This is a genomic window from Aureliella helgolandensis (genome assembly GCF_007752135.1).
Classification (GTDB): Bacteria; Planctomycetota; Planctomycetia; order Pirellulales; family Pirellulaceae; genus Aureliella; species Aureliella helgolandensis.
The window spans coordinates 3,298,524-3,324,930 of sequence record NZ_CP036298.1; the positions used below are offsets into that span (position 1 = coordinate 3,298,524).

At 56.0% G+C, this 26,407-nt stretch carries 15 protein-coding genes; 10 read left to right on the top strand and 5 right to left on the bottom strand.

From position 1 onward, the window contains the following. Positions 1-609: 609 nt before the first annotated feature. Positions 610-1,722, bottom strand: a complete 1,113-nt coding sequence (locus tag Q31a_RS11795) for a hypothetical protein (protein WP_145077783.1) — start codon at positions 1,720-1,722, stop codon at positions 610-612. Positions 1,723-2,188: 466 nt separating this feature from the next. Between Q31a_RS11795 and Q31a_RS11800 the strand changes: the two genes are divergently transcribed. Together Q31a_RS11800 and Q31a_RS11805 are read left to right on the top strand one after the other, a co-directional pair. Then, positions 2,189-2,494, top strand: a complete 306-nt coding sequence (locus tag Q31a_RS11800; RefSeq protein WP_145077785.1) for a hypothetical protein — start codon at positions 2,189-2,191, stop codon at positions 2,492-2,494. 549 nt (positions 2,495-3,043) lie between these two features. Beyond that, on the top strand, positions 3,044-4,000 hold the full coding sequence (locus tag Q31a_RS11805; RefSeq protein WP_197356742.1) for a tetratricopeptide repeat protein: 957 nt from the start codon (positions 3,044-3,046) through the stop codon (positions 3,998-4,000). 32 nt (positions 4,001-4,032) lie between these two features. Here the strand turns inward: Q31a_RS11805 and Q31a_RS11810 are convergent, their stop codons facing one another. Both Q31a_RS11810 and Q31a_RS11815 read right to left on the bottom strand, forming a co-directional pair. Then, positions 4,033-7,851 (bottom strand): PVC-type heme-binding CxxCH protein, encoded by a 3,819-nt coding sequence (locus Q31a_RS11810; RefSeq protein WP_145077789.1) that lies wholly within the window; start codon positions 7,849-7,851, stop codon positions 4,033-4,035. A 451-nt stretch (positions 7,852-8,302) separates the two neighbouring features. Continuing rightward, positions 8,303-9,283 carry an L-threonylcarbamoyladenylate synthase gene (locus Q31a_RS11815; RefSeq protein WP_145077791.1) on the bottom strand — a complete coding sequence of 327 codons (981 nt, stop codon included), beginning with the start codon at positions 9,281-9,283 and terminating at the stop codon, positions 8,303-8,305. Positions 9,284-9,529: 246 nt separating this feature from the next. On the opposite strand from Q31a_RS11815, the gene coaE reads away from it, so the two are divergent. The 3 genes from coaE (at position 9,530) to Q31a_RS11830 (ending at position 14,889) form a co-directional block, all read left to right on the top strand. Continuing rightward, a complete protein-coding gene (coaE, locus tag Q31a_RS11820) occupies positions 9,530-10,174 on the top strand; it encodes a dephospho-CoA kinase (RefSeq protein WP_197356744.1) in 645 nt (214 codons plus the stop codon). Positions 10,175-10,623: 449 nt separating this feature from the next. After that, on the top strand, positions 10,624-13,647 hold the full coding sequence (locus Q31a_RS11825; protein WP_145077795.1) for a zinc-dependent metalloprotease: 3,024 nt from the start codon (positions 10,624-10,626) through the stop codon (positions 13,645-13,647). Positions 13,648-13,794: 147 nt separating this feature from the next. Next, the gene (locus tag Q31a_RS11830) at positions 13,795-14,889 is read left to right on the top strand and encodes an NADH:flavin oxidoreductase/NADH oxidase (protein ID WP_145077798.1); all 1,095 of its coding nucleotides are present in this window, start codon (positions 13,795-13,797) and stop codon (positions 14,887-14,889) included. Between the two features lie 213 nt (positions 14,890-15,102). On the opposite strand, the gene Q31a_RS11835 is transcribed toward Q31a_RS11830, so the two are convergent. Beyond that, positions 15,103-16,593: a DUF1501 domain-containing protein gene (locus Q31a_RS11835; protein ID WP_145077800.1), complete on the bottom strand. Its 1,491-nt coding sequence runs from the start codon at positions 16,591-16,593 to the stop codon at positions 15,103-15,105. A 4-nt stretch (positions 16,594-16,597) separates the two neighbouring features. After that, positions 16,598-19,738, bottom strand: a complete 3,141-nt coding sequence (locus Q31a_RS11840; protein ID WP_197356746.1) for a DUF1553 domain-containing protein — start codon at positions 19,736-19,738, stop codon at positions 16,598-16,600. 396 nt (positions 19,739-20,134) lie between these two features. Here Q31a_RS11840 and Q31a_RS11845 point away from each other — a divergent pair, with 396 nt between their 5' ends. From Q31a_RS11845 to pstA, 5 genes are all read left to right on the top strand, one after another. Then, positions 20,135-21,787, top strand: a complete 1,653-nt coding sequence (locus Q31a_RS11845; protein WP_145077804.1) for a DUF1559 domain-containing protein — start codon at positions 20,135-20,137, stop codon at positions 21,785-21,787. Between the two features lie 242 nt (positions 21,788-22,029). After that, positions 22,030-22,785: a 3-keto-disaccharide hydrolase gene (locus tag Q31a_RS11850; protein ID WP_145077806.1), complete on the top strand. Its 756-nt coding sequence runs from the start codon at positions 22,030-22,032 to the stop codon at positions 22,783-22,785. A 659-nt stretch (positions 22,786-23,444) separates the two neighbouring features. Further along, positions 23,445-24,491 carry a phosphate ABC transporter substrate-binding protein PstS gene (gene pstS, locus Q31a_RS11855; RefSeq protein ID WP_197356748.1) on the top strand — a complete coding sequence of 349 codons (1,047 nt, stop codon included), beginning with the start codon at positions 23,445-23,447 and terminating at the stop codon, positions 24,489-24,491. Positions 24,492-24,517: 26 nt separating this feature from the next. Then, complete coding sequence (pstC, locus tag Q31a_RS11860; protein WP_231691165.1) at positions 24,518-25,486, top strand: phosphate ABC transporter permease subunit PstC; 969 nt, start codon at positions 24,518-24,520, stop codon at positions 25,484-25,486. After that, complete coding sequence (gene pstA, locus Q31a_RS11865; RefSeq protein ID WP_197356750.1) at positions 25,483-26,397, top strand: phosphate ABC transporter permease PstA; 915 nt, start codon at positions 25,483-25,485, stop codon at positions 26,395-26,397. Before pstC ends, pstA begins: the two co-directional genes overlap by 4 nt. Positions 26,398-26,407: the final 10 nt, after the last annotated feature.

Sequence of the window (26,407 nt, forward strand, 5' to 3'; positions counted from 1 at the left end):
GCCCCTAGGGAGGGGCGTGAGCGACAGGAGACTGTCCTGGGACGGACAACGTGCACTGTCACCTAGTCGTTCTACACTGTCCCCGGTGCCGCATGGATCTGCAGCGAAATGAGGTAGGTGACTGTCCCCAGTCTGTCGCCTCCCCTTCCCTGGGTGGGGCGCGACCGTGGTGCGAAAGTGCAGTGTCCCCGTCAAAAAATGCTCCCAAGTAGCGAGGCGGTTGCCCTGCGGCGACACCTCTTCGGAGGGGGGGGCTGCACCACACGGACACTGTGCACTGTCCCCGGGGCGCACTGTCTCCCCGGGGCGCAGGGGGCGCCACCGCCTGGCGGGTGGGCTCTGTCCCCTCCCCGGGAAGCGCCCCCACTGGGTAGGGTCGAGTGTGGGGTCGAGTGTGCACTGTCCCCCCCGGGGCCGTCCCCCCGGGGCCGTGTCTCTTAGGCGAGACGGTATGGCAGTGGGGCGACTGGCTAGGTGTGCGGGAGGGGGCGAGGGAGTTGGCGGAGGCCGAGGGGCTGAACGCGGTGCGCACCCGCAAACCGTTCCGCGTTAGGCCCACTCTGTGGTGGGGAACGCGGTTGGCTATTAACGCCTGGGGCAGGCGAGGGCTTACTGCAGAGCGAATAGCCGCAGTGCCTCCAGGCCTTGGACGCAGTCGTCCTGGCTGACCTCACTCCATGAATTGGCTCGGTGCCGGATAATTGCTAGCTTAAATTGCTCCAGCGCCTCTGCCATGTCGACGGGAAGGCTCGGTAGGCGGGCGAATGGGGAGTCTACCGGTTCGGTCGAGCTCGCATCTTCCTCCCAGGGTAGATCGTCGTTGTCCTCGACCTCGGTTCCTGGTGCCTCTGTCCCCTGTGCGGCTAGGGCGACATCATTTTCGTCACCAAAGTCGGGGCCCTCGGAACGTGGTCCCTCAGCTACCTGGCGGTCTTTGCCGGAGCCATTGTCCTCTTCGACTTCCGAAAGTGGTGTAAAGTCCTCGTCGTCAGTCGCATGCTGAATGTCTGCATCGCTGGGGGATTTCGCGGGATCTCCCCCCATCGACTCCCAACGGGTGCGTCGCATTTGCGACACGCTCCAGTGGCTTTGGGCTGCGCCCTCCAGCCAAAGCTCAGCATCGTCCCAATCGAGTGCGGCGAGGAAATGACTCCAGTACAGACCCGTATAGCTAGGGTGGCTCTCGCCAAACCGCTCTGACACGCGACGCAGTCGTCCGACGTGTTGTGCGGTAACTCCCCCAACACGCCGGCTCCAGGCTTCGTCGCTATAGGCGGTCACTGGGGATTCTGAACCCATCAGCGCTTCGCGCCACTGCTGGATGATTTGGCCCTTCTCCCAGTTCGTTGTGCTGATCAACGTCGTCCAACGCCCAATGAACTCTTCGGACAACTCAAGGCTTTTCGGATCGTCGATTTCGCTCGCGGAGGCGATGTCCGTTGCCCCGTCGCCTGCCACAGGCTCGCCGTCCACCGATTCGCTCAACGACTGTTCTCCGGCATCAAGCTCACTGGCGACAGGTTCTCCGCCATCAGCGACTGCGGTGGCAGGTTCACTGGTCGCTGTTTCACTGGTTGCAGGTTGAATGTCCGCAGGTTGACTGGGAACCGGGGCGGCATCTGCTAGTTGTACCGTCTCAAAGCCTGAGTCTACCTCTGTTTCTGTCGAAGTGTTCCTGACGTCGACTTCCAATGCAGGTTCCGTTTCGCGAGAATTTTCCAACTTGCCGCTCCGACTAGTGCATGAGTGAACTTCTGTTTCAACCGACCATCCTGGGGCCTGCCGAGGTTCCGAGCTTTGAACTGGAACCACTACACAGCAAAGTATCCAACGCACACGCTTAGGACAAAGCCCATTCCACCCGCAGCGACCGCAATCGACATGAATCGTTTCCGAGAATTGAGCAAAGTTAGGGCTGGATAAAGTTTACGACGCCTACAATTTCGAACGAATGACAGCATTAAGAGGTCGTCCGGGGAGACCTGCCTGTGGAACAATTGTCAGGTTCCCGGGCCTGAGCGTGCTCGCCCAAGCTTTGCATGCTAAGCCACTGGGAGCTTGGGTAGAATGCGTCGAGTTTATCTCTTGGAACGACTTGTCTGGACTGTAGTGCTTCAATGGTCGAAAGACTACCCAAAGGCCTATTGCGCCACCTTGAGGTATGTCCCACCAGAATTTGGCAGAGTTCATGACGAGATCCACACCAGTCGAGAAGATTCGCAAAGTCGTTGCCGCTCAGCTTGGAGCTTTCGGAGCGCAACAGGTCGAATCCTTGAGTGAATCCCTGTTGATTCGCAATGGGCTGTTTTGCGGTCGCCGTTTCCAATGCGATAGCTACGAAGTCGTGTGGTTCCTGGAGGAGGATGAAATCAAGTACTTCAGTCCCTGTGGGGAACTCCTCAAGTGTTCGTCAGCGATTTCAGCCATCCACGAATATGAGTCCGTAGCTGCCGATGAACCTCAGGAATCCCACCAGTCGCGGCGAGCGGCATAGTCGAGAGGTGCACTTTCTAGAGCGGCACTTTCTGGAGTAACACAGTGGGGGGGCGCCAGGGCCGCAGGACCACCGGCCGAACTGGTTCGGAGGATTCGGTTTCAACGCGTCGGCGTTCGGCTCCGACCGTCCACTGCCCGTCTAGCTAGCTCAGCGTCCGTCAGTCGAGGAGGTGCGTTTCGTATCGATTCGTTCGCCGGCCCGCGAGCGCGTAACGCGATCGCCTGAATAGGCAGTTTCTAACTACAGTGGGGCTTCTTCTAGGCCTTGCTGCCATCGCTAAGCAGGTTTGGCTCTTTCTGGCGAGAAACCTTTTCCCGGCTCGGTTTCAACTCAAGCACCTCGGAGCCTGGGGCCGATTATGACGGTAACAACAGTTGGTACGGCAGCGCGGGATGCCAGCGGTACGTCGCTATCCATCTTCCCGATTTGCGCCTTATGTCCAGGAGCTTCACTACCATGAACCCATCGATCAGCTTCAAGCGTGTCCGTCACTTGTCACTCCTCGGAATGGCGGTGGTCTCCCTTGGCACTAGTGGCTGTGCAACTATGAAAGCTCCTTTTGGTTGGTCTAAGTCCGATCCGGCGGATGCCATGGTCTCCAGTAGTCCAACGGCCAGTTTTGCGTCGAGTGTGACGAATACTGGCAAAGGAATCGCAGGGCAGTTCAAAACGATGGGGACCGTCGTAAGCAGTGCAGCGACCAAGGCCAAGAACGTTGTTACCTCGAGCTTCACAACACCTTCTGGCGAGGTGGATGAGACCAGTTTGTCGAACATGCCGACCAACTTGGGGCCTGAGATCTGGGTCACTCAAGGTCAGCTTTATGAATCCCAAGGAAACTTTGCCAAGGCTCTCGACAATTACACCAAGGCCTTAGAGAAGCAACCGAAGAACGAAGCGGCCCTACTTGCAACTGCTCGGCTGTACGCTCGTCAGGGGCAGTTGGATCAATCGAACGAATTTTTCCAAAAGGCAATTGCACTCAAGCCGCAAGCTTCGCTGTACAACGAATTAGCTATCGTTCAACAGCAGCAGAACAAGGCAGCTGAAGCCCAATTGACGGTGCAGAAGGCTATCGAGCTTGAACCTAGCAACGCTCGATACCGAGATACTTTGGCCGGAATGATGGTTTCCACGGGACGCTCGGATGAAGCTGTCAAGCAACTCGAACAAGTGTTCCCACCAGCAGTAGCGAACTACAAAGTGGCCTACTTGCACTTTACCAACCAGAACATCGCTGCCGCACAGCAGCATCTGCAGGTGGCCTTGCAAGTCGATCCCAACTTGAAAGAAGCTCGCGACCTGATGGCACGGTTGGGCAATGGACAGACGGCCCAAAGCGCTGTAGCTGCCTACCAGTCTGCCACCCAGCTCTACCAAACCGCTCAGACCATCGCCTCGCCGACCACGCCAGCCAACCCGGCGGTTTACCAACAATCGGGCACGAACAGTAGCATGCCCACCGCTACCTTCCCTGGGGCGGGCATGCCGACGGTTCAATAGCACACCGACTAGTTTGATTTCCAACTTTCAAACTAATGCGGCTTGAACTCGGTCAAATATCGGAGGAGCGATGCAAGTTGTGCATCGCTGAGAATGTCCGCCATGTTGGCGGGCATCAACGACTTGTCCGTATCGCGTCGCTCTGCCACCTCTTCGACGGTGAGTGTCACTATTTGGCCGTCCTGGCGAGTGACATCTAAGCGTCCGTCTGCCCGTTCCTTGACAAGTCCCGACATTACGGTGTCGCTTTCCAGGAGCAGCGACGTCAAACGAAACGCAACGTCCACATTGCGATTGGGCTCTAGGATGTCCTCAGCCAAGCGATCTCGGCCACGCACGACGGCGCCATCGAGTTGAGGACCAATCAATTTTCCCTCGCCGCCCAGCTGGTGGCAAATTGCGCAGTGCTGAGTAAACAACTGCTTACCAACAGCGGTGTCGGCTTGACTCCAGTCGATCGTCGCAAGGCGTTTAGCCGCGAGGTCTTCATCCGTTGAGGTTTTCTCTGCCGCGGCGATCAGCTGCTCCAATGCGTCGCGGTCTTGCTGCGCGAGCTTGGCGGGTAACAGCCCCGCTTGACCACGGAAGGAACCTGCATGGATTGCTCCTTGGTTGGCTAGAGTGACGAGCAGCTCACATCCCTCTACTGAAACCAAGAACGCTTCTGTGAGCTTTTTTTGCTCGGGTCCGGCGGCGGATGCATAAAGCTCTCGCGCGAGCTGCAGCAGTGCGTCTTGGCCAACGCCTGCAGAGTCCAGGAGACTGGACTGAATCAAGTCGGTGCGTCCGAGTGCTAACGCCTGTTTCGCCAGTTTCGCAGGTAGGGGCAGCTTGGCACCCACCAGCATTGCCCCCATGAGCTGGACGCGCTGTTGCTCTCCTAATTCAAGCTGTAGGAGTCGGGGAGGCCAAGCGCGCGCTGACTTTGATTGCGCGTCGGTGTACTGCCCCAATTCGAACAGCTGGTTGATCGCGGCAACCTGTTGGGTGGTGCTACTAAACTCCAATGACGGCTCTGAGAACCTCCCCACTGCGATCCAAGCGAAGGCTCCAGCCGCATCTTGATCGACCAGTTCGACATAGACTTCCGACCCGGCCCAAGGTGTTAGATCCCAGGTAGTTTTTTGAGCGGTGTCGCTGCGAGGCGGAAAGGCCTGCATCAGGATCTCCTCTGTCCCGGCTTGCCGCAGTCGGACCCTATTGAGCTTTTGATCCGGTTCGCTTGGTGTCCCGTTGTGGCCGGCGATCCAAAACTCAAGCACGGAAGGGCAAGCAAACGGCTCCGTCCGAATTGCACCCGTGTAAGCCTCGCCCAATACAAAGCTAGAGCGTAGGGGTGAAAGTTGTCCGTCCGCGGCAGGTCGCTCTTGCGGTGGCCATGTGGGACTTCCCAACCAAGCAAGCGAAGGCCCGTTGGCTTGCAGCGATTCGCTGAGTTCGCCACAGAGTTGATTCAGCAATGCATCTAGGTAGGCGTCGAGTTCATCAGGCAATGTTGCATGCCCATGCTGGAGGTAGACCGCGCTGAGTTGCCCAAAGAGTTTAGCCTGCTCGAGGTGTTGGTCGGGCTCCAAGTGGGAGGTGGAACTGAGGCGGTCAATGGCTGCCAATAGATCGGCGAGGTTGATGGTCGTGATATGTTGCAGGCCTAAATCCAATGCTTGCTGTGTAATCGCGGAATCTGTATTGCGAGGTGAAATTGCGTATTGAAGCAGCGTCTTGGCTGCCTCACCAGAGGCGAGCCCGGGGAGTATGCCGACAAATTCGCTGAGCATCGTCGCTGATTGATGCGGGGGCTGCGATACGGTGCTCTCGTCCCCAAGCAATTGATCGGAGAGTGTGCGGACGATCGCTGGCCGGCTCAACAGGTTGCGGGCAGCCAGCCTCGCCGTGTGTGAGAGAGCTGGATCGGAAACTCGGACTTGTGAGGCTAACTCCAGCAGGCGCAGGACATCCTCTGGATGCTGGCTGGTGCTTCCCAGCGAAAGTGCAGCTGCCCGTTGAAGGTGAGGCGTGTTGGCTTGAAGGAGCAGCGCGCGCGCGACCGTTTGGATTCTAGGGAGTACTGCAATTCGCTTTTGGTTGCGCGGCAACTCGGTCGTCAAGTGCAATAGTCGAGCGGTCAGAAACGCTGAAGCACCGGAGTCGCTTTGCAGTTGCTGTTCCAAGAGAGCCACCAATTGCTCTGCCGACAGTCGCCCGCTGCGCCAAAGTATTTCCAAGCCGCTGATTCGCTTCAGTTGGGCCCCCTGGCGGTCTTCTAGGGTGCTACGGAGACTCGCTTCCCAATTCCCGGCAAATAGACGGTTTAGCTCTTCGCTGCCGGCATCGTTGGAGGACGCCTGGAGCCATGTTTCCACGGCTGCCCTGCGTCGCATGGGATTGACGCTGGTAAGTTGGACGTCAATGTCAGAGAGCCGTGTAGCAGTCGCCAGAGGTGGAACCGTTGCCGGCTGGTTCTGAGCGTAGGAAATTCTCCAGATGCGACCACTATCGCGATCTCGACCCGGGTGGGTGAGCGGAACCTCATAGTGGCCAATGATCTTATTGTAGAAATCGGCAACATAGAGCGCACCATCGGGGCCCATTTGGATATCGACGGGGCGGAACCATGGATCATCGCAGGTTAGAAAATCGGGAAGTTCTCGGGCGGTCGCAGTGGCCCCTTGCCACACCAGTTCGTTGGCATTGATACGACTCGTCATCACATTGCCGCTGTAAAAACGTTGGCGGTAGGCAGGAGGGAAGGCAGTTCCTTGATAGTACATAAGGCCGCTGATCGCGGTGCTGCCGTGCAAGTGCTGCATCATATCCGGCGCGAAACCCATGCCGTCGTGGGGACGTCCAAAACTCTCATAGCAAGCTCCGGGCAACAGGGCAGTCAATGGTTTGCTATGGCAGTCTGCCGTGTACCAATTGCCCCACTCGTCGGAGGTCATTCCAAATGGATTGACTTGCCCACTCGTATATTGTTCTACTCGAGAACCATCTTCCCGAAAGCGGAAGGTGTTTCCAGACATCAATTTAATGCTCGAACCGTCCGCCGCAGTGACTTGGGAGTGATTGTTGAATCCGTGGCAAGCATAGATCCAGCCATCCTCGCCGCGACGCAACGCGTTGATCATTCCGTGTGTGTCACGCGTCGTATCGAAGGGGCCCAGAATCAATTTGCGGTCGTCGGCACGGCCATCGCCGTCGGTATCGCGGAGTAAATAGAGATTGGGGATGTCAAAGCAGATGACTCCTCCAGGGACTGGCAGAAGGCCCATCGGGATGTTCAGCTTGTCAGCAAACACGGTTGTCTTGTCCGCTTGCCCATCTTGGTTTGTATCCTCCAAAATCAATATTTGGTCCCGAGGTTCGCGGCCGTCACGAACCGGGTAGGGATACTCGACGGTGGAAGTAATCCAAAGCCGTCCCTGCGGATCCCACGCCATGTTCAACGGCTTGGCAATATCCATTTCAGCAGCAAACAGATTAATTTCAAACCCAGGTGGTAGATGGAAACTGGCCTGTTCCTGGGCCGGGGTTTGCCAGTCGGATTCGCGAACTCCCTCGCCAAAGTCCTGTGCCTGAGTTGAGGGTTCTGCCGCACCTTGAAACTTGGCCTCGTCTGCTCGGAGAAAATCTACCCCACCGACTACAGTGGATGCGGCGAGCAGAAGGGTCGCGACTTGGGCGGCAGGACGATCGAAGATGAGTTGCGCCGGTGGACGTCTCCTGCCCAGCGGACCCGCAAGATTCGTTTGGAAATCTTGGCTTGCGGGGCAGGTCGATCGGAGGCGGGCAGAGAAGCGGGCCAGATTTGACAATCTTCTCGTGAATTCAAACAGACGCAAGATGGGAAACATGTGGTTCAGGCTTCTTGGCGGGGGTGCTGGGGTAGGGCGGGACGATGTCCGTTGGTCGGACCTTAGGGCCTATTATGCGCTACAGTCACGCGGGTGTGAATCGTGCGCAGCTGTGCGAATCATCAACTGTGGGCAGCGGGCGGAAAGTGCATGGGACCTATGCTGTGCCTATCCAGACTGCCGATTTAAAAGCATCTTTCGGTCGAACGCACAGGCAGTGCTCAAAATTGCCGTGGAGCGGCATTCACCTTGCCTTGCTTACGCTGCGTGGGGGCGATTTCATCAGGCCCCCATCCGGCGGCCTGCGATTTCAACAAGGGCGGCATGGTTCTGGAAAAGAGCTGCCCCCGCTGGCTATTCTGCCGCCTTCCGCCAATTCCGGGCTAGTGGCCTGCGCATGGAGCCTGCGCAGAGAGCTGAACGCAGAGGCTGCAAGTGGTGGAGGGGCGGTTCAGAGTTCGCGAGCCGCAGAACGCTGCTGGCGATCGCGTAGGGCTCCGCCAATTTCAGTCGGCGAAACCAACTCTACAAATGCGGTTCTCAGATGGCGGCGGTCTGTTTCGCGGAGGAATTCGTAATAGCCTCGCGCATAATCCTCAACCGACGGATAGAGCTGAATATAGGCGAGGGTGGAATCATCCGGCGGGGGAGTCAGACCACAGTAGGCTGACTCTGCAGGTGATGGTTGCTGAGGAAGTTCTGCCAAGGCATCCTCCCCAACTAAGATCACCCGGGCGGTTGGCTGGTAGTGAGGATGGCGCAGGCCAGGGGAAGCGAGTCCAATTCCCGCCGCATCGGAAGTCGTTGGCAGCGCGCGTGCTTCTGCGATCACTTGCTGCAACTGCGTTAGGCTGATTCCTCCGGCGCGAAGCAAAATGGGGTGCTGGGAGGTGCAGTCGACAACGGAGGATTCCAGCCCAATGCCACAGGGGGGGCCGGCGAGGACTGCATCGATTCTACCGTCCAGGTCTTCAAGCACTGCTTGCCAAGTGGTGCAGCTCGGCCGACCTGATAAGTTGGCGGAGGGGGCGGCGATCGGTAGGTTTGTCGCAGCTATAAGCTCTAGAGCTAAGGGAGCAAAAGGAATCCGAATACCTACCGTGTTCAACCCTCCAGTGACGCTGGAGACAATCTTGGGCGACTTGGGGAGCACCGTCGTTAAGGGACCCGGGGAGAAGGCAGCGAGCAGTTGCTTGGCCGATTCCGTCAATTCCGACGCGGCCATTCGCCAGTCGCGGACGGCAGCCAAGTGGACAATCAGGGGGTTATCGCTCGGCCGCCCCTTGGCAAGGAAGAGACGCTGGATGGCGGCTTGATTCGTGGCGTCGGCTCCCAATCCGTAGACGGTTTCGGTAGGGAATGCGACCAGCCCACCATCACGGAGAATCGCAGCGGCAACGGAACAATCGTAGACAATCTGTGTGGTCGGCATCGGTGGCAGCAAATCGTTGACGGCTGAGCAAGTCTTCCAGGAAGCGGGCTGATTCTACCGCTGCTGCGGCTGGTACGCGAGCACTCAAATTCGGTGTGGAACGCACAGCCATCTGAGGACGTCCCTGGGAAGGAGGGCAGGCTCATTTGCAACCACTGTTCAACACAGTACATTCGAGATTCCAGTGCCACCCGTTCTAAACGGTCGATCGATTGCAGCCAGTTCCCTGAGATGCTCGGAAAAAAGATGCGTTTGAATCCAACGAAAAAACGGCCTTTTGTAGTCGGATTTGTAGGCGGGATCGCCGCTGGGAAGACTCATTTTGGCGCGGCCTTGGAATCCCTGGGAGCGGTGCGGATTGATGCCGATGCGATTGGCCACCGAGTCCTGCAGGATCCAGCCGTCCAGTCCCGACTTTGCGAATTGTTTGGCGATGCGATTGTACGATCCGATGGGACTCTCGACAGGAAGGCTCTTGCGGCGTGCGTCTTTGGTGATACCCCTGTAGCGAAAGCGGCCAAATTGCAACTTGAAGAGTTGGTGCACCCGCGAATTCACGCTTTGGCGGTCGCCAAATTGCAGGAGTATCAGGCTGCCTGTGAGCCGCCCGTGGTCGTGGTCATCGATGCTCCGTTGCTGCTGGAGGCTGGCTGGGCACCCTACTGCGATGCGATCATTTTTATTGAAACGCCCTTCGCCGTTCGCGCTCGTCGAGCTTTAGAACGGGGTTGGACGGAAACGCACTTGCGTGATCGAGAGGCATCCCAACTACCACTGAATGAAAAACGCAAGCAGGCGACACATGTCGTTAGTGGGCAGCTCGATGAGTCCCAAGTTGCGGCATATTGCGAGGATCTAGTCGCACAGATCGAGATGCGCAGCGGGGCCTGAGACTGCCCCCGCTATGGTGATTTTGCGTTCCCTCTGCCCCTCCCAGAATCACTCTGTGCATGATGACACTCTGTGCATGATGACCCTGTGAATTCTGGAGGCCGGAAATGCTGTCTTGCCGGCGTGCCCTAGCAATTCCCGCCTGGACTAGAATGGCAGCTCGCGTCGGGGGGATGGTGGAGGCGGAGTGGCAGGCTGCGATTGAAAAAGTCGAGCAAATAGCAGCAGCTGATAGCTAAACAACCGCAACGGGGGTATTATTGGACTGTGCAGTACCCCAGCTTGCGCTCTATGCGCAATCGTCGCAACCGTCAAATTTGCTAAATTTGCGTGAAAGTCCGCAAGGAAACTTAGGTGACGGGTAACTGTATTCCGGGTGGCGACTAGCACAAAGCTAGAAATTAATTCGAGGATGTAAACTCTTTCAGTTTTGGGAAAGGTCATCTGCTATGCAGTGGCGTTCAAGCCTTTGCGGCCTGTGGGTTGCAAGTATTTCAGTATTCACGATGCTTCCGTCCGCTCAAGCAGCTGACTACCCGCCATTCGACAAGGTGACTGAGGGGTACAAAGTTGTTGAGCCGGCCGGCGACGCGACGCAGTCGATGTACACCCTCTATACCAAAGAAAAAGAGGGAGAATTGCTGCTTGAGTTGCCCAAGAATTATGCCAGCAAAAAGTATTTTATCGGTCTGACCGTCGCCAGCGGGCAAGTTTTTGCTGGATTGCAGGCAGGGGATTTCTACGTTCAATGGCGCGAATACAACAATCGCTTGGCGCTTATTGCACCCAACATGAGCATCCGGTCTGGTGGAGACTCGGAATCGAAGGATTCCGTAAACCGCTTATTCACTGGTCAAGTCTTGCTCGACCTACCCATCCTCACCATGTCGCCTCGTGGTGGACCGGTCATCGATGGGGACCTGTTGTTGGTCAACCAGGCCCCTGTGTTTTTTGGTGCATCAGGTCGTAGCCGCAATTCGGCTTTAGCCAAGATCGTCAAAGCCAAGGCATTTAAGCAGAACGTTGAACTCGCGTTTGAACTTCCAAGTACGCGCGGCGATTTGCAAACGCTCTACTATTCGATCAGCGAAATTCCAGAGAACACCGGTTATTCCCCACGCGTCGCTGACCAACGCATTGGTTACTTCACGACCTCCTACTCCGATTACGGCAAGTACAAAGAGGACGAAGTTGATATCAATTTTGTGAACCGCTGGCATTTAGTAAAACGCGATCCGTCGCTCAGCGTTTCGCCTCCGGTTGAACCGATCCGTTTCTACCTAGAACACACCACCCCAGTCCGTTACCGAAGATGGGTAAAGCAGGGCGTGCTGTATTGGAACAAGGCCTTCGAACGCGTAGGGATCTCCGATGCGATCGTGGTTGAATACCAAGACAAGTCGACCGGCGAGAACATGGATAAGGACCCAGAAGATGTTCGCTACAACTTTATTCGGTGGCTGAACAACAATGTCAGCACGGCTATTGGCCCAAGTCGCGTCCATCCGGAAACTGGGCAAATTCTCGATGCTGACATCGTCCTAACCGACGGTTGGATTCGGTATTTCAATGAGTCCTTTGATGACTACATGCCGCTGGTCGCAATGGAAGGGATGAATGCAGAAACGCTAGCTTGGTTGGCCGAGCATCCCAACTGGGATCCACGCGTGCGTTTCGCGAAGCCCAGCCAGCGCGAGCATGTGGTTCAGCAAATACGCCGCACGATGGCACGCAGCTCTGGCAACCCCAATGCGGTTCAAACGCACATGCTGGGGGACGAAATGCTCGACGGACTCGTCGGACGCACTAGCCAAGTTAATGGTCTTTGCATGGCTGCCCAAGGGCGTCGTTTGGATACTTCGGTCATGCGCATGATTTTGGCCATGGGGCCAGAGGCGTTCATGAACGACGATACGGAAGTCGAATCCGCTGAGCCAGGTAAGAAGAAGAGGAAAAAGCGGGAAGCTGCTGAGGAAAAGGCAGAAGACGATGACGACGAGGGCGATGAAAAGTCCGACAAGGCTGCGGCCGATGAGGCCGACGCGACCGCCGATGAGGCAAAGCTAGCCGCCGAAAAAGCAGAGGCAGCAAGAAAGGCTGAAGAAGAAAAGAAAGCGGAAGCAGCTAAGAAGGAAGAGAAGAAGGAACCTGAGCTGGACGGTATGCCAGAGTCCTTTATCGGCCCACTCTTGGCCGATCTCGTGGCTCACGAAGTAGGACACACCCTCGGGCTACGGCACAATTTTAAGGCCAGTAGTATTTATCCTCTGAATAAAATCAACAGTGAGGAAGTCAAGTCCGAGAAGGCGTTAGCCGGTTCGGTCATGGACTATCTCCCAATCAACTTGCATTTCGAGGATGGTGAAATCCAAGGTGATTACACCATGATTGGTTTGGGTGAATACGATATGTGGGCCATTGAGTATGGCTATACGTTTTCCAAAGATCTCGACAAAATCTTGGCTCGCGTCAGCGAACCCGAGTTGCAATTTGCTACCGACGAAGACACCTCGGGCCCCGATCCTTTGGCGCGTCGCTATGACTTCAGTGCAGAACCGCTGGACTATGCCAAGGAGCAAGCAATTCTAATCGAGCGTTTCCGCAAAAATCTGATGAACGACTATGTCAAAAAGGGGGATAGTTGGACCAAGGCTCGACAGGGGTACGAACTCACCCTCAGCCTGCAGATGAAGAATGCCAGTATGATGGCCAATTGGATTGGGGGTGCTTTTGTCAACCGCGACAAAAAGGGGGATCCTAACGAGCGACTCCCCATTGAAGTCGTTTCGGCAGAACGCCAACGTACGGCGCTGGAGTTTGTCCTCAGTTCGACCTTCCGCGACGACGCCTACGCACTCAGCCCGGAACTGTTGTCACGCTTAACCAAGGATTTCTTTGGCGGGTTTGGTTCCGATCCCACATGGCCAGTGCATGATCGCATCCTCTCGATGCAAGCGTCGACGCTGACTTTATTGATGAACGCAACCACTCTGCGGCGCGTGTATGACAATGAGTTTCGTGTACCCGCCGACGAAGATGCCTTTACCCTGCCGGAATTGCTAACCGCTATCTCCGACGAAATCTGGACAGAGTTGGATGAGACGCCCGAAGGTGAGTTCACGGCTAGGAAGCCGATGATCAGCAGCTTGCGACGGAATTTGCAGCGGGAGCACTTGGACCGCATGGTCGACCTGACTCTACCTGGTAATGGTTCTTCGGCCGCTTACAAAGCGATCTCGAACCTCTGCATCATGAAGTTGACTTCGATCAAGAAGAAAATTGACCAAGTCTTGGAAGCCAGCGAAGAAAATGGCATCGATCCCTACACGCTCGCACACCTGATGGAAGCCAGCCAAAGGATCGAGAAAGCATTGGATGCAGACTATGTCTACAATCAATCCTCGTCGTCGAGCGGCAGTTTGATCCTGCAGTTGCTGGGCCAAGACGCCGAGTCGGAAGATACGTCTAAGTAGACCTCGGTCACCGATCGAATCGAATGCAATCCTCAACGGCTTCCCCAATCGGGGAGGCCGTTTTGCGTTGGGGTTACTACAATGCCTGTTGTCCTCGATTTCAGCTTCTAGCTATTTTCTTCCCCAAGCAAACTTTGAAGGTATCTGATGCCAGGTCTGTTTAGCCCTTTTACTCTTAAAGACACGACGCTTCGCAACCGAATCGTAGTCTCTCCGATGTGCCAATACATGTCGCAGGAGGGCGTTGCCAACGATTGGCACCAAGTGCACTACACCTCAATGGCACGAGGTGGAGCAGGTGCGGTGATTGTGGAGGCGACCGCGGTTTCGCCGGAGGGCCGGATTTCCTGGGGCGACGCTGGGTTGTGGAACGACGAGCAAGCCGCTGCCCTAGAGCCGATTGTTGCAGCCATTCGAAAATGGGGAGCCGCCCCCGGAATTCAATTGGCTCACGCCGGTCGCAAGGCGTCCGCGAATCGTCCCTGGGAAGGGGATGACCATATCCCCGCAGGAGAGCCCAATGCCTGGCAGCCCATTGCGCCGTCGGCCATCCCCTTTGGTGCAAACCTGCCAAGAACCCCTCAGGAAATGTCGCTTCAGGACATTGCACGCGTTCAACAAGATGTGGTGCGAGCGGCTGAACGGGCTCGTGATGTCGGTTTTGAATGGTTGCAATTGCACCTTGCACACGGCTATTTGGCTCAGAACTTCTGGTCAACCTACTCCAATTCGCGGACCGATCACTATGGCGGTAGTGCTGAGAATCGGGGCCGTTACCTCTTAGAAACCTTGAGTGCGGTGCGGAAGGTGTGGCCCGAGAACCGGCCTCTGGCCGCTCGATTCAGCGTCGTCGAATTTGATGGGAACGATGAGCAAATGCTGCTCGAGTCGATCGCACTCCTTAAGAAGATGAAGCAGGCAGGGCTAGATACCGTTGACATTTCCATCGGCTTCAACACGCCAACTGCTAACATTCCTTGGGGACCAAATTTCCTAGGGGATATTGCCGGTCGTGTTCTGAGCGAAACGGGACTACCAGGAACGACGAGCTGGTATATCGATGGTCCTAAAGGCGCGGATCAGCTGATTCGCGATGGCAAAATCGATTTTGCGAGCATCGGCCGCCCCTTCTTGGCTGATCCGCACTGGGCCTACAAGGCGGCAAAAGAACTCGGGGTGGAAGATGCCGCTTGGAAGACCCTGCCGGCACCCTATGCACACTGGTTGGCTCGGTACCGGTGAGCCACCGCTGCGTGTGCGCCGAAATCTCCCGCGGGGAACCCGCAGTCCGCAGTCAGCAGTGGGGGACGTCGAGTGAAGGTTTGTTCGCAGGTGTTTTCGCGGACGGGCGGTGCTTCAACGGCAGACGTTGCTAGGCGGTGGCCTAGGAACGCGAGGTCGGTAGGCGAAGCGGAGCGAGGGGACCGGTGGGGCAAATTGGATTCAAAGCGCCTGTTAAGCGAGAATGCCTTCGACCAGCTCCCCCTCGACGTCCGTGAGACGAAATCGCCTTCCCTGGTATTTGAACGTTAGACGCTCGTGATCGATCCCCAGGAGATGCAGGAGGGTTGCGTTCAGATCGTGGACGTGCACCGGATCGGCCACGATGTTGTAACTGTATTCGTCGGTTGTGCCCAGTGAAACGCCTGGTTTAACACCTCCGCCAGCAAGCCAAGTGGTAAAGCAACGCGGATGGTGATCACGTCCGTAATTGTCGACCGCAAGTTTGCCCTGGCAATAGGCCGTGCGACCGAATTCTCCTCCCCACACGACGAGCGTGTCCTCTAGCAAACCGCGATTCTTTAGATCGGTTACTAAAGCCGCACTGGCTTGATCAACTTCGCTGCATTGCTTGGTGATTCCCCCGGGCAATCCCCCATGCTGGTCCCAGCCTTTATGAAACAACTGAACGCACCGAACGTCCCGCTCTAGCAGACGACGGGCCAGCAGGCAGTTCGCGGCGAAGGTTCCGGGACGGCTGGCGTCTGGGCCATAGAGATCCAGCACGTGCTGAGGCTCGCTCGACAGATCCGCGACCTCAGGTACGGAGGCTTGCATGCGAAATGCCATCTCGCTCTGAGCCACACGGGCTTCAATCAGCGGATCGAGTCGCTTGGCATACTCTTCTGCGTGCAATTCGTTGAGTCGATCTAGCATTCTGCGACGACTGGCACGGGTTACGCCAGCTGGATTACTCAGATAGAGCACTGGGTCGGCCCCGGCTCGAAACTGCACCCCCTGGTGTTCCGCAGGTAGGAAACCGCTGCCCCACAAACGTGAGTAGAGGGGTTGTCCCCCCTTGTCCTTCGTGACTAAGACGCAAAAGGACGGCAAGTTGTCGTTGCTCGTTCCCAATCCGTAGTCGAGCCAGGATCCTAGTGACGGCCGGCCAGCGATCTGCGAGCCGGTTTGAATGAAAGTGATGGCTGGGTCGTGATTGATAGCTTCGGTATGCATCGACTTGATGAAGCACAGGTCGTCAGCGATCTTCGCCGTGTGCGGAAGCAACTCGCTAACCCAAGCCCCCGACTGACCATGTTGCGCAAAAGAGAACTTCGACCCCGCAATGGGCAGGGAGGCCTGATTGCCGGACATGCCCGTTAGCCGCTGACCTTGTCGAATCGAATCGGGCAGCTCTCGTCCATGGTCGATATTCAACTGCGGTTTGTAGTCGAACAATTCCATCTGCGATGGTCCGCCACTCATGAACAGGTAGACGATGCGTTTGGCTTTAGGAGCGTGGTGGAAGGCTTTCAAGTGCGCCCGCGGACTGAGCCCGCTGCTAACAATTGCGTTGCCAGCGGTTGTTCCTTCGTTGGCCAAAATTTCGGGCGCAAAGACACTCGCCAAGGCTGCGGTACCGAGCCCCAGGCTGGAACGTCCAAAAAAATGACGACGGGTGAGTTCAAGTCCTAATGGACGGGATGGATCAAGATTCGTTGACATGGTTTTAGCGTTTCATTACGGTTTCATCAAAACTGATCAGCCCTTCGGCCACGACACATAGAGTGGCGAGTACATGTTGATCCATATCTGGTGGGACGGCCTGATCCCCAATGGCCAGCAGTTGTGAAGCTGCATCTGTTTCACTCTGAAAGTACTGGAGCTGCTCAGCATACATCGCAAGCAATATTTTTGATTCGCTGGGCGTCAAGTCCCGTCCGGTCAAACTTCGGAAAATGTAAGCAATGCGCGACGCTGTTTCGTCACTGTGCCTAATTGCCCGCACAGCCAGCATGCGAGCCGCTTCGATATACTGAGGGTCGTTGAGTAAAACTAACGTCTGCATCGGCGTCATTGTCGTTTGCCGACGAACCACGCATACCTCCCGGTTGCTGGCGTCGAGCGTCATCATCGAAGGAGGTGGGCTGGTGCGTTTCCAATAGGTGTACAAGCTCCGTCGGTAGCTCCCCTCCCCCTGATCGCGTTCGTACGAAATTCCAGCCTTTTCCTCCCACAAACCAGCAGGCTGGTAGGGTTTGACAGGCGGTCCGCCGATTTGGTCGACTAGCAGGCCGCTAGAGGCCAACGCCAGATCCCGAATCATCTCCGCAGACAATCGATTTGCCGGGCCTCGCGACAACCAGCGATTTTCTGGATCTCTCTCCAACAATTCCGAGGTCGGATTGGAACTCTGACGGTAGGTGGCTGACATAACCATTTTTTTAATCAGCGCTTTGACGTCCCAATGCTGATCTACAAAATCACGGGCCAGCCAATCGAGCAATTCGGGGTGTGTTGGGGATTCACCCTGCAATCCAAAATCTTCCGCCGTACCCACCAACCCCACTCCGAACAGCGACTGCCAAAATCGATTGACGGCAACACGTGCGGTGAGCGGATGGTCGGGATGTACGAGCCATTGGGCAAGATCGAGTCGGTTCGGGCGTTCGGAAGTCTCCAGTGGCAGGATGCTCTTGGGAGTGGCGCGTTCGACAGGTTCCCCAATTGCATCATACGCACCTCTCAATAGGACGAACGTTGGCCGGGGCGTCGGCAATTCTCGCATCACCATAATTTCGGGTACGGGATCGACAATTTGGGCTAGCGTCTCTCGAGCCGTGCGAAGCTCGCTGTTCAGCAATCGGTAATCTGCCTGTTGTGTGATGAAATAGTCCTGCAGGGAAGCGTCATCCATGTTGTAAAGGACTTCAGCCAGGTTCTCCGGCGCCGCATCGGACAGGTAGAGTAGCTGCAGTTCGAGTGGACTCAACTGCCGATCGAAGACTTTCAATTCATCGACTGCGCCATGTTTTAAGCCTTTGTCGCGGAATCTTTGCCCGATGGTGAGCGTGTCAGCCTCCCCACCACCATAGCCATCGGCACCATGAATGTGTTTGGTCAGCCCATCTCTGACGACTTCAATCTCAGCCGGTTCGCCATTGATGTACAGGGTCAGTCCAGCAGCACGACTCGAGCCGTCGTAGACCATTGAGACGTGAGTCCATTGGTCGATCGGCATGGCCGCGACACTGCGAACGCGAATTGCGTTGCCTGGCCAGAAGTGGACCAGGGCGGCACTCAATTTTCCCTCTTCGATGAGCAATTCGTAGCCGCGGCTACCGGAGTCAGTCCAGGCGCGGGAGCGGTGGAAAATCACGGCCCTGTCGAAGACCTCGGGAAGGTTCAGCCAAAGCGAAATCGCGAAGGGCTGGGTTCGAGAAAAGTTGTTCCCCGACTTCACGTCAATGCTGTTCTCACCACTCAGCTCCAGGGCTTGTCCCACGCGCCCTGCAATGGACGTTGGATCATCGTTCGTTCGGCCTGGCGCGTCTGGGTGGGCGCGGTTGGGGACTACCGCTTCCTGCAGCGCATCCAGCGGATAGTCGCCGATCAAATTTGCTTGTAGGGATTGTTTCAGCATCTCGGCAAGTGACCGTTCCGCAGCAGCCGCAGTGGCTGTGTTACGGCGGACGTCGCTCAAGCTACTTCGCCAACGCTGGTAGGCATCTTGATCGAAGGTGAGTTCTTGCAGGCGCTGTTCCAAGATCGCAATTTGTTCCTGGGCCTTTCGGATCTCGGCTTCTTGATTCTCTTCGCTCAATCGCAGTGTGGGAGTTGGTACCGCTTGATTGAAATGGGAGTAGAGTCCCGCCTCATCGATGCTGTTGAAATAGGCGCTCAGCTGGTAGTATTCGCGTTGCGAGATGGGATCGTACTTGTGGTCATGGCAGCGGCAACACTCTAGCGTCATGCCGAGAAATGCGGTTCCAAAGGTGTTGACTCGATCTGCGACGTATTCGGCCCGAAACTCTTCTTCAACGCTTCCTCCTTCGTTGGTCTGGCGATGGTTGCGATTGAAGGCGGTGGCTAAAACTTGATTCTGCGTTGCGTCGGGGAGAAGGTCTCCGGCAATCTGCCAAGTCACGAATTGGTCGTAGGGGAGGTTGTCGTTGAATGCTTGGATCACCCAATCGCGCCAAGGCCACATAGCGCGGTAGCGGTCGTTTTGATAGCCGTAGGTGTCTGCGTAACGGGCCACGTCCAACCAGTCGACTGCCATTCGCTCTCCGTACTGGCGACTCGCCAGCAAGCGGTCCACTACTTTTTCATAAGCATCGGCTGATTGGTCTGCTACGAAAGCATCGATGTCGGCTAGTGTGGGAGGCAGGCCTGTGAGATCAAAGGTCAAGCGACGAATCAATGTTGCGCGATCAGCGATTGGACTGGGGGTAAGGCCCTGCTTTTGCAGCTTTGCAAGAACAAATGCGTCGATAGGGTTCCGCACCCAACCTTCCTGCTTGACATCGGGTAAGGCCGGAGTGCGCGGAGCAACAAACGCCCAGTGCTCCTCGTACTTGCCTCCCTCGGCAACCCATTGCCGGAGCAAACGCTTCTCTTCGGACGTCAGGCTCAGATTGGAATCGGGCGGCGGCATCAGCTCATCGCCATCGGTGCTTTCAATCCTGAGGATCATTTCACTGGCATCGGGCTCACCCTTTACAATTGCAATCTCGTGAGCCGACTCCGTCAAATCAAACCGGAGGTCGGTTGCGCGTTGCCCCGCGTCGGGGCCGTGACACAGATAACAACGGTCCGAGAGTAAAGGACGAATATCGCGCACAAAATCAATTGGTTCGTCGGCAAACAATGATCTGCTAGAAAATACGCTGCTCAAGAGAAGGCCGCAAATCAGTGCGAGTGTGCTAGTGCGGAAAATTTGCGAACGGATGGCATGCATAGAAGACTAAATGGAAATTGATAGAGTGAGGCCTGCGGTAGGCTGGAACAGTGATCTTTGTCAGGCTCCATTGTATCCGATGGGCTGAACCATTGCTGATCCCAATTTCGAGACCTTCCCCATTCGTTTTGCCAATTTTTGACAACGCAATTGGAATGCTGTACTATCTCGGTGATACACACCCCGTTGCAAGTCCCAATTCGCTAGAAATCTGCAGCTGAGGCTAGCGTAAACGAAGGTTTCGGTGACCGAATAGTGGTAGGGGAATAGATAGTGGTAGAGTTCACGTTCAATAGGGGACACCTCATGAGCAACACGATTGATGGGCATAGCAAACGCACGCGGCGGGGTGTTTTGTCGGGACTGGCCCTGTTGATGTTGGGGAGCCTGCTGCTTCCGTCGCACTTGACAGCGCAGGACGGATTGGGAGAAGTACTGACGTCCCACACGCCGCATGAGACTTTAGCAATTGTTTCAGTATGGCCCAAGGAAGCGGCTAGCAAAGAGAAGCTACAGCTGGCTCCGCTAGAAGTCATTACCGCCGCAGGGCTTGAGCAGATCGGAATGGACCCATTGCTGATCGATCGCGTGGATGTACTGATCGGTATGCCGGGCCCTATGGGACCGCAGTTCGGCGCACTCGTACAGAACAGTGCACCGGTGGACCTGGGGCAACTCAATGCCGACTTGTTCGATGGGGAAGGTCTGCATGAAGACAAAGGGTTCTCCTACATGGCGATGCGGGGGCCGGAGGAGATGGTGGTTCATCAGCTTTCCCCGACAACTTTAATCGTTGGTACGAAGATCTTTGCAAAGCGGATGACGGACGATCATGGTGAGCCGGGACGATTGGCGGCCGTGGCAGGGAATATTCAAGCCGGGCAGGAGCTGATGGCCATCGTGTCCGTCGAATCATTGCGTCCACTGTTGCAAGGGCTACTGCAAGGCGGCGGGCCGATGCAACTTCCACCTAGGGTTGCCCAGGATGTGAATGGCATCGTGGCTGCTACCGAGTTTCTGGCCGTTCGCGTCATGATTTCAGACTCCGAAAAATTGCAAGTGATCCTAACTGGCGAGGATGCTAAGAATGCGGACGCTATTGAAAAGAGCGTTCAAAACTTGCTTGCTTTCAGTAGTCAAATGATTGTGGAGCAGATGAAAGGGGAGATTTCCACTGAGACTCCAACCGGTTTGGCTACGCATCAGTACATGGATCGGATCAGCAAAGTCCTGGTTAGCAAGCTAACACCGGTGCGGGCTGGTAATCGCCTAGTGCTGGAGCTGAGCGAGTTCCAGAATATCAGTATTATTGGAACTTTGACTGGCTTGCTATTACCTGCCGTTCAGTCGGCTCGCATGGCTGCGCGGCGGATGCAGTCGTCGAACAATCTCAAGCAGATTGCGTTGGCAATGCATAATTTTCACGAGTCCTACAAAAGTTTCCCTGCCACGGCAGGGCTAGATGATGATGGCAATCCTATGATTAGCTGGAGAGTTGCCATCCTGCCGTTTATCGAAGAGGCGGCGTTGTTCGAGCGTTTCAAATTAGATGAGCCCTGGGACAGTGAGCACAACATCGCCCTGCTGGAGGAGATGCCCTCCACGTATAAGCACCCCGACAAGCCCACTAAGCCTGGGTATACCGTCTACCAAGCCACTGTAGGCGAGGAGTCTTTGCTGCGTTTGAAGGAACCGACTCGATTCGCGGATATCACCGATGGTACCAGCAACACCATTATGGTGATCGAGACGACTGCCGAAGCGGCTGTCCCCTGGACGGCACCCGAGGATTTTAATGTCGATCCCGAGAATTTGGAGCTGGAAAAACTCTTCTTCCGCGGGATTACCCAAGCCGCTTTCGGCGATGGAAGCGTCCGAGTGCTGAGTGAAAGCATCGACATGGGAGTGCTCAACGCGTTGTTTACTCGGGCAGGCGGTGAAGTGGTAGGCGCGTTCTAGCTGCCCAAAACTGGTCGGGAAACTAGTCCTACTGGTATACAAGGATTTACGAAGGTGAACGGCCTCTTGGTGAGTCGTGCAACGCGGCTAAGTACCGGTCCCCCATTGATTGCCGCCTTAGAGGCCAGCAAGGGCGGAATATGGGGGGCCGCCTCGCCTTACCGTGTCTGGTTGACTAAAATCGGAGACTCGCCAATACGGGCGAGTGTCGTCCATTCCATCTAAAAACTCGAGAATCTTCCATGCTTAGAATTTTTGGTACCTTTGCCTTGCTAATGGTTATGCCCGCTGCCTGTGTCCTTGCGCAAGAAACGCCCGTGCAGGAAACCGTCCATGCGCCTGCTGAATCCGAAGGGATGAAGGCACTGTTCAATGGCGAGAATCTTGAAGGCTGGGATGGCGACACCACACTTTGGCAGGTCAAGGATGGGGTCATTCATGGGCAGACAACGCCTGAGAACAAAGCCAGCGGAAATACGTTTCTGATCTGGCAGGGGGGGGACCTGAAAGACTTCGAATTGCGTCTCTCCTACCGCTGCTCGCGCGAGAACAACTCGGGCATTCAGTACCGTTCGAAACACATCACTGATGGAAAAGTGAGCAATAAGTGGGTGGTTCGTGGGTACCAGCATGAGATTCGCAATAGTAACAAGCTGCCAGACGTGTCGGGCTTTATCTACGGTGAAGGGCTGGGACGAGGTCGCATTTGTCTCGTGGGCGAGAAGGCCGTCGCGAAGTCTGCTAAGGAACGCGACATCACGGACCAGTTGATCGACCAAGCTGGAATCGAAAAGCTGATCAAACTTGATGCCTGGAATGACGTCGTGATCGTTGCCAAGGGAAATCGCATCCAGCATTACCTCAACGATCGTCTTATCCTCGACTTTACCGATGGAGAGGATTTGGCGTTACGGAGTGGCGTGTTGGCCTTGCAAATCCATGCTGGCGTTCCCATGTGGACTGAATTCAAAAACATCCGCGTCAAGGAATTGAACTAAGCTCTTGCTCTTTGATTTTCAGGCTTCGCCTGGGAATCCGCGGTCTTGCAAGTTCTGACTTGGCAGTGTGGCCAATAGCACTTCCTGAATTTAGCAGTGATGCGTCTATTGTCCCTGGCATAGTCAATAGTCGCCAGCCACAGCGCCCAGGTAGAGCACGGTCCCCCGGGGCCGTGTTCGCAATTAACGTGCTCTGCAGGTGGTTTAGGGGGATCGGAGTGAGGATCCGCACGAATCACTTGTTCCCTGCTCGCTGGGCATTCCATTGGCGGTAGGCTAGGACTAGCCTGCAAGCCTGGTGGCCTGGGGGCCCGCTGCCGTCCGCTCAGGCAAGCCCCTCTCCCCCATCCCCCCGGAGTGCTGGTGCACTCCAGTATGGCCACCCGGGGTCTGTCCCCGCCCGGCTCTATGTCTCCTCGCGGCTCTTGGTAGCATGGTCCCCCTGGGCCGTGTGGGACAAAACAGTGCACGGGTGGACAGGTAGCTACCTGCCATTCTTATGTCTCGAACTTGCTAAAAGAGCGGTTTGTTAAGGGCGGGTTAAGGACGTGTTAATAGTTCATGTGTGAGGCTTTCTAGGCTTAACTGCTTGGTCTAAAACGGTCGTCTACACCAACTGAACCGTTTGCCATCCATCGCCCCAGTCCCATGAGGCCTCCATGTTGTTTCGCCTTGCTACAGTGTGCATCTCTTCCCTGTTGATGCTTCTCTTGGTCGGATGTGGGGCAAGTTCGGGGGATTCTGCCAGTTCGAATATCAAACTCCAGGGCTCTGGAGCAAGCTTTCCAGCACCGCTCTACGGTCGTTGGTTCAAGGAATACAGTACCGCTACGGCAGGCGTCAAAGTGGACTACCAGGCCAAGGGGAGTGGCGGTGGGATCAAGGATTTCATTGAGCACACGGTCGACTTCGCTGCGAGCGATGCGGCCATGAATGACGAGGAGATCGCGCAGGCAAAGCCTGGTGTGGTGATGCTGCCCATGACCGCCGGCAGTGTCGTGCTGGCTTACAACTTGGCCGAGTTTAAGCAGCCTCTCAAGCTTTCGAGAGAGGCCTATTCCAAGATCTTCTTAGGACAAATCTCCAACTGGAATGATCCGGCAATTGCCGCCGCAAACGCGGGAACAGCACTTCCCGATTTGCCGATCACGGTGGTGCATCGCGCAGATAGTAGTGGCACGACCTTCGTGGTGACCAATCACTTGAGTGCGATGAGCAGGGAGTTCGCGGATGGTCCAGGCGTCGGCAAGTCGGTCAACTGGCCGGAGAGTGACAAGTTCATCGCCTCCCCCAAGAATGATGGTGTGACTGCCACGGTTATGCAGACGCCGGGTGCGATTGGTTACGTTGAGTTTGGGTTCGCAGAACAGGCCAAACTCCCGATGGCCGAGCTTGAAAACAAGTCGGGCAACTACGTGGCACCAACCCTTGAGAATGCCAAAGCGGCATTGGCTGGTGTCGAGATGCCGGCCGACATGCGGGCTTGGCTGCCCGATCCGGAGGGGGCTCAGGCCTATCCGATTGTTAGCTACACCTGGTTGCTATGCTACACCGAGTACGACGAGGCTGAAAAAGCGGCCGCGTTAAAGCAGCTTGTCGCCTGGTGTTTGAGTGAAGGGCAAAAGTCGAGTGCCGAAATGGGCTATGTGCCGCTGCCTGAAAACGTAGTGAGCGCCGTGAAGGCGCAGTTGGATTCGATTCACTAGATTATCGAGTAAGTATGGCTTCTGTCGTGACAAGCAAAACCACTCCCACACGGTCGATCGCAGCGGAACCGAGCGTGTATGAAATCGCTAGTGATCGCGCGTTTCGCAGTTTGACGTGGTTATTTGCATGGCTGATGGTCGCTTTGGTGCTGTACATTGTTTACGAAGTTGCGGGCAAGGCCATGCCTGCGATTCGTGAGCACGGTCTGAGTTTCGTTACTGGCACTACTTGGGATTTGCAGGGGAATGAATTCGGAGTACTGCCTGAGATTTGGGGTACCCTCTATAGCTCGCTTCTGGCACTGGCAATCGGTGGTTTCTTTGGTGTCTCCATTGCCATTTTCCTAACGCAGGATTTCTTGCCGACCAAACTAGAGCTTGCGTTCAAGAATATCGTCGAGCTATTAGCCGCGATTCCCAGCGTGGTTTACGGATTGTGGGGAATCTTCGTTGTCATTCCCATGATGCGTCCCATCGCCAACTGGTTGCACGCGCACCTCGACTGGATACCCCTGTTTGGCACTTCCCTTTCAGGCCCAGGCATGCTGCCAGCGGCCCTCGTGCTGTCCATCATGATCCTGCCTACCGTTTCAGCCATCTCGCGGGATGCATTGAGTAGCGTGCCTAGCAAACTGAAGGAAGCGGCAGTCGGTTTGGGAGCCACTCGCTGGGAAGCCATCTTGGGAGTCATACTACCAACGGCATCCACGGGGATTTTCGGAGCGCTCGTGCTGGGGTTCGGGCGAGCCCTTGGGGAAACAATGGCGCTGGCCATGTTGGTGGGAAATTCCAATCAAATGAATATCTCGCTATTCTCGCCTGGAAATACCCTTGCCGCACTGCTGGCGAATCATTTCCCGGAAGCGGGTGCGAGCGAAGAACCGGTGTTGATGTTTGCCGCCTTGATTCTATTAGCAATCACTCTATTGGTGAACATTTGCGGTGCGGTCATCCTCAAGCAAACCTCTAAACGGATGCGAGGAGCTCGAAAATGAAGACTGCTGAAATAGCAAAATCTTTTGAAGATGTTGACTTTCCGATGCTCGAACGCTCCCTCCGACACCCGCGCACCTTGATTAGCATCGCCCTTAGCTGGGCGACGGGAGCGGCCACCATCGTCGCCTGCGTGCCACTGTTCAGCGTCCTGTTCATGCTGATCTATCGGGGTGGGAGGAAACTCTCACTGGAGTTGTTTACCGAATTGCCACCCACCGCGTTTGAAACCGGAGGCGGGTTTGGCAACGCCATTGTCGGGACGTTGGTGATGGTCGCGATTGCGGCTGCGATCGCAATTCCGTTTGGAGTCCTCACGGCCGTTTTCCTGGCGGAGTTCGGCCCGGACAGCAAGACTGCTGCAGCGGCACGTTTTTGCGCTAGAACTCTGACTGGGTTACCTTCGATTCTGGCGGGTGTGTTCGCATACGCGGCAGTTGTCCTGCTTACTGGGACCTACTCGGCACCAGCCGGCGGCGTGGCGCTATCGCTGCTCATGTTGCCTACTGTAGTGCTGACCGCCGAAGAGGCGATGCGGATGGTGCCTCTCAGAATGAAAGAAGCCGCTATTGGAATGGGATGCACGCCGACCCAAGTCGCCTGGAAGATCATTTTGCCAACTGCCATGCCAGGCATCCTGACTGGGGTGATGCTGGCGGTCGCGCGAGCTGCCGGTGAGACCGCGCCGCTGTTGTTTACGGCGCTGTTTAGCAACTACTGGATTATTGAAGATGGCCGTTCTCAGGTCATGGAGCCTACCGCCTCGCTGGCGGTCTTTATTTACAACTTTTCGGGGATGCCTTTCGAGAATCAAATCGAAATGGCATGGGCCGCCTCTCTGATCCTGGTACTGATGGTACTGACGATCAACCTTGCTGGCCAATTCATTTCTTCCCGTGCCAAGACTCGCTAGGAATCAAAGA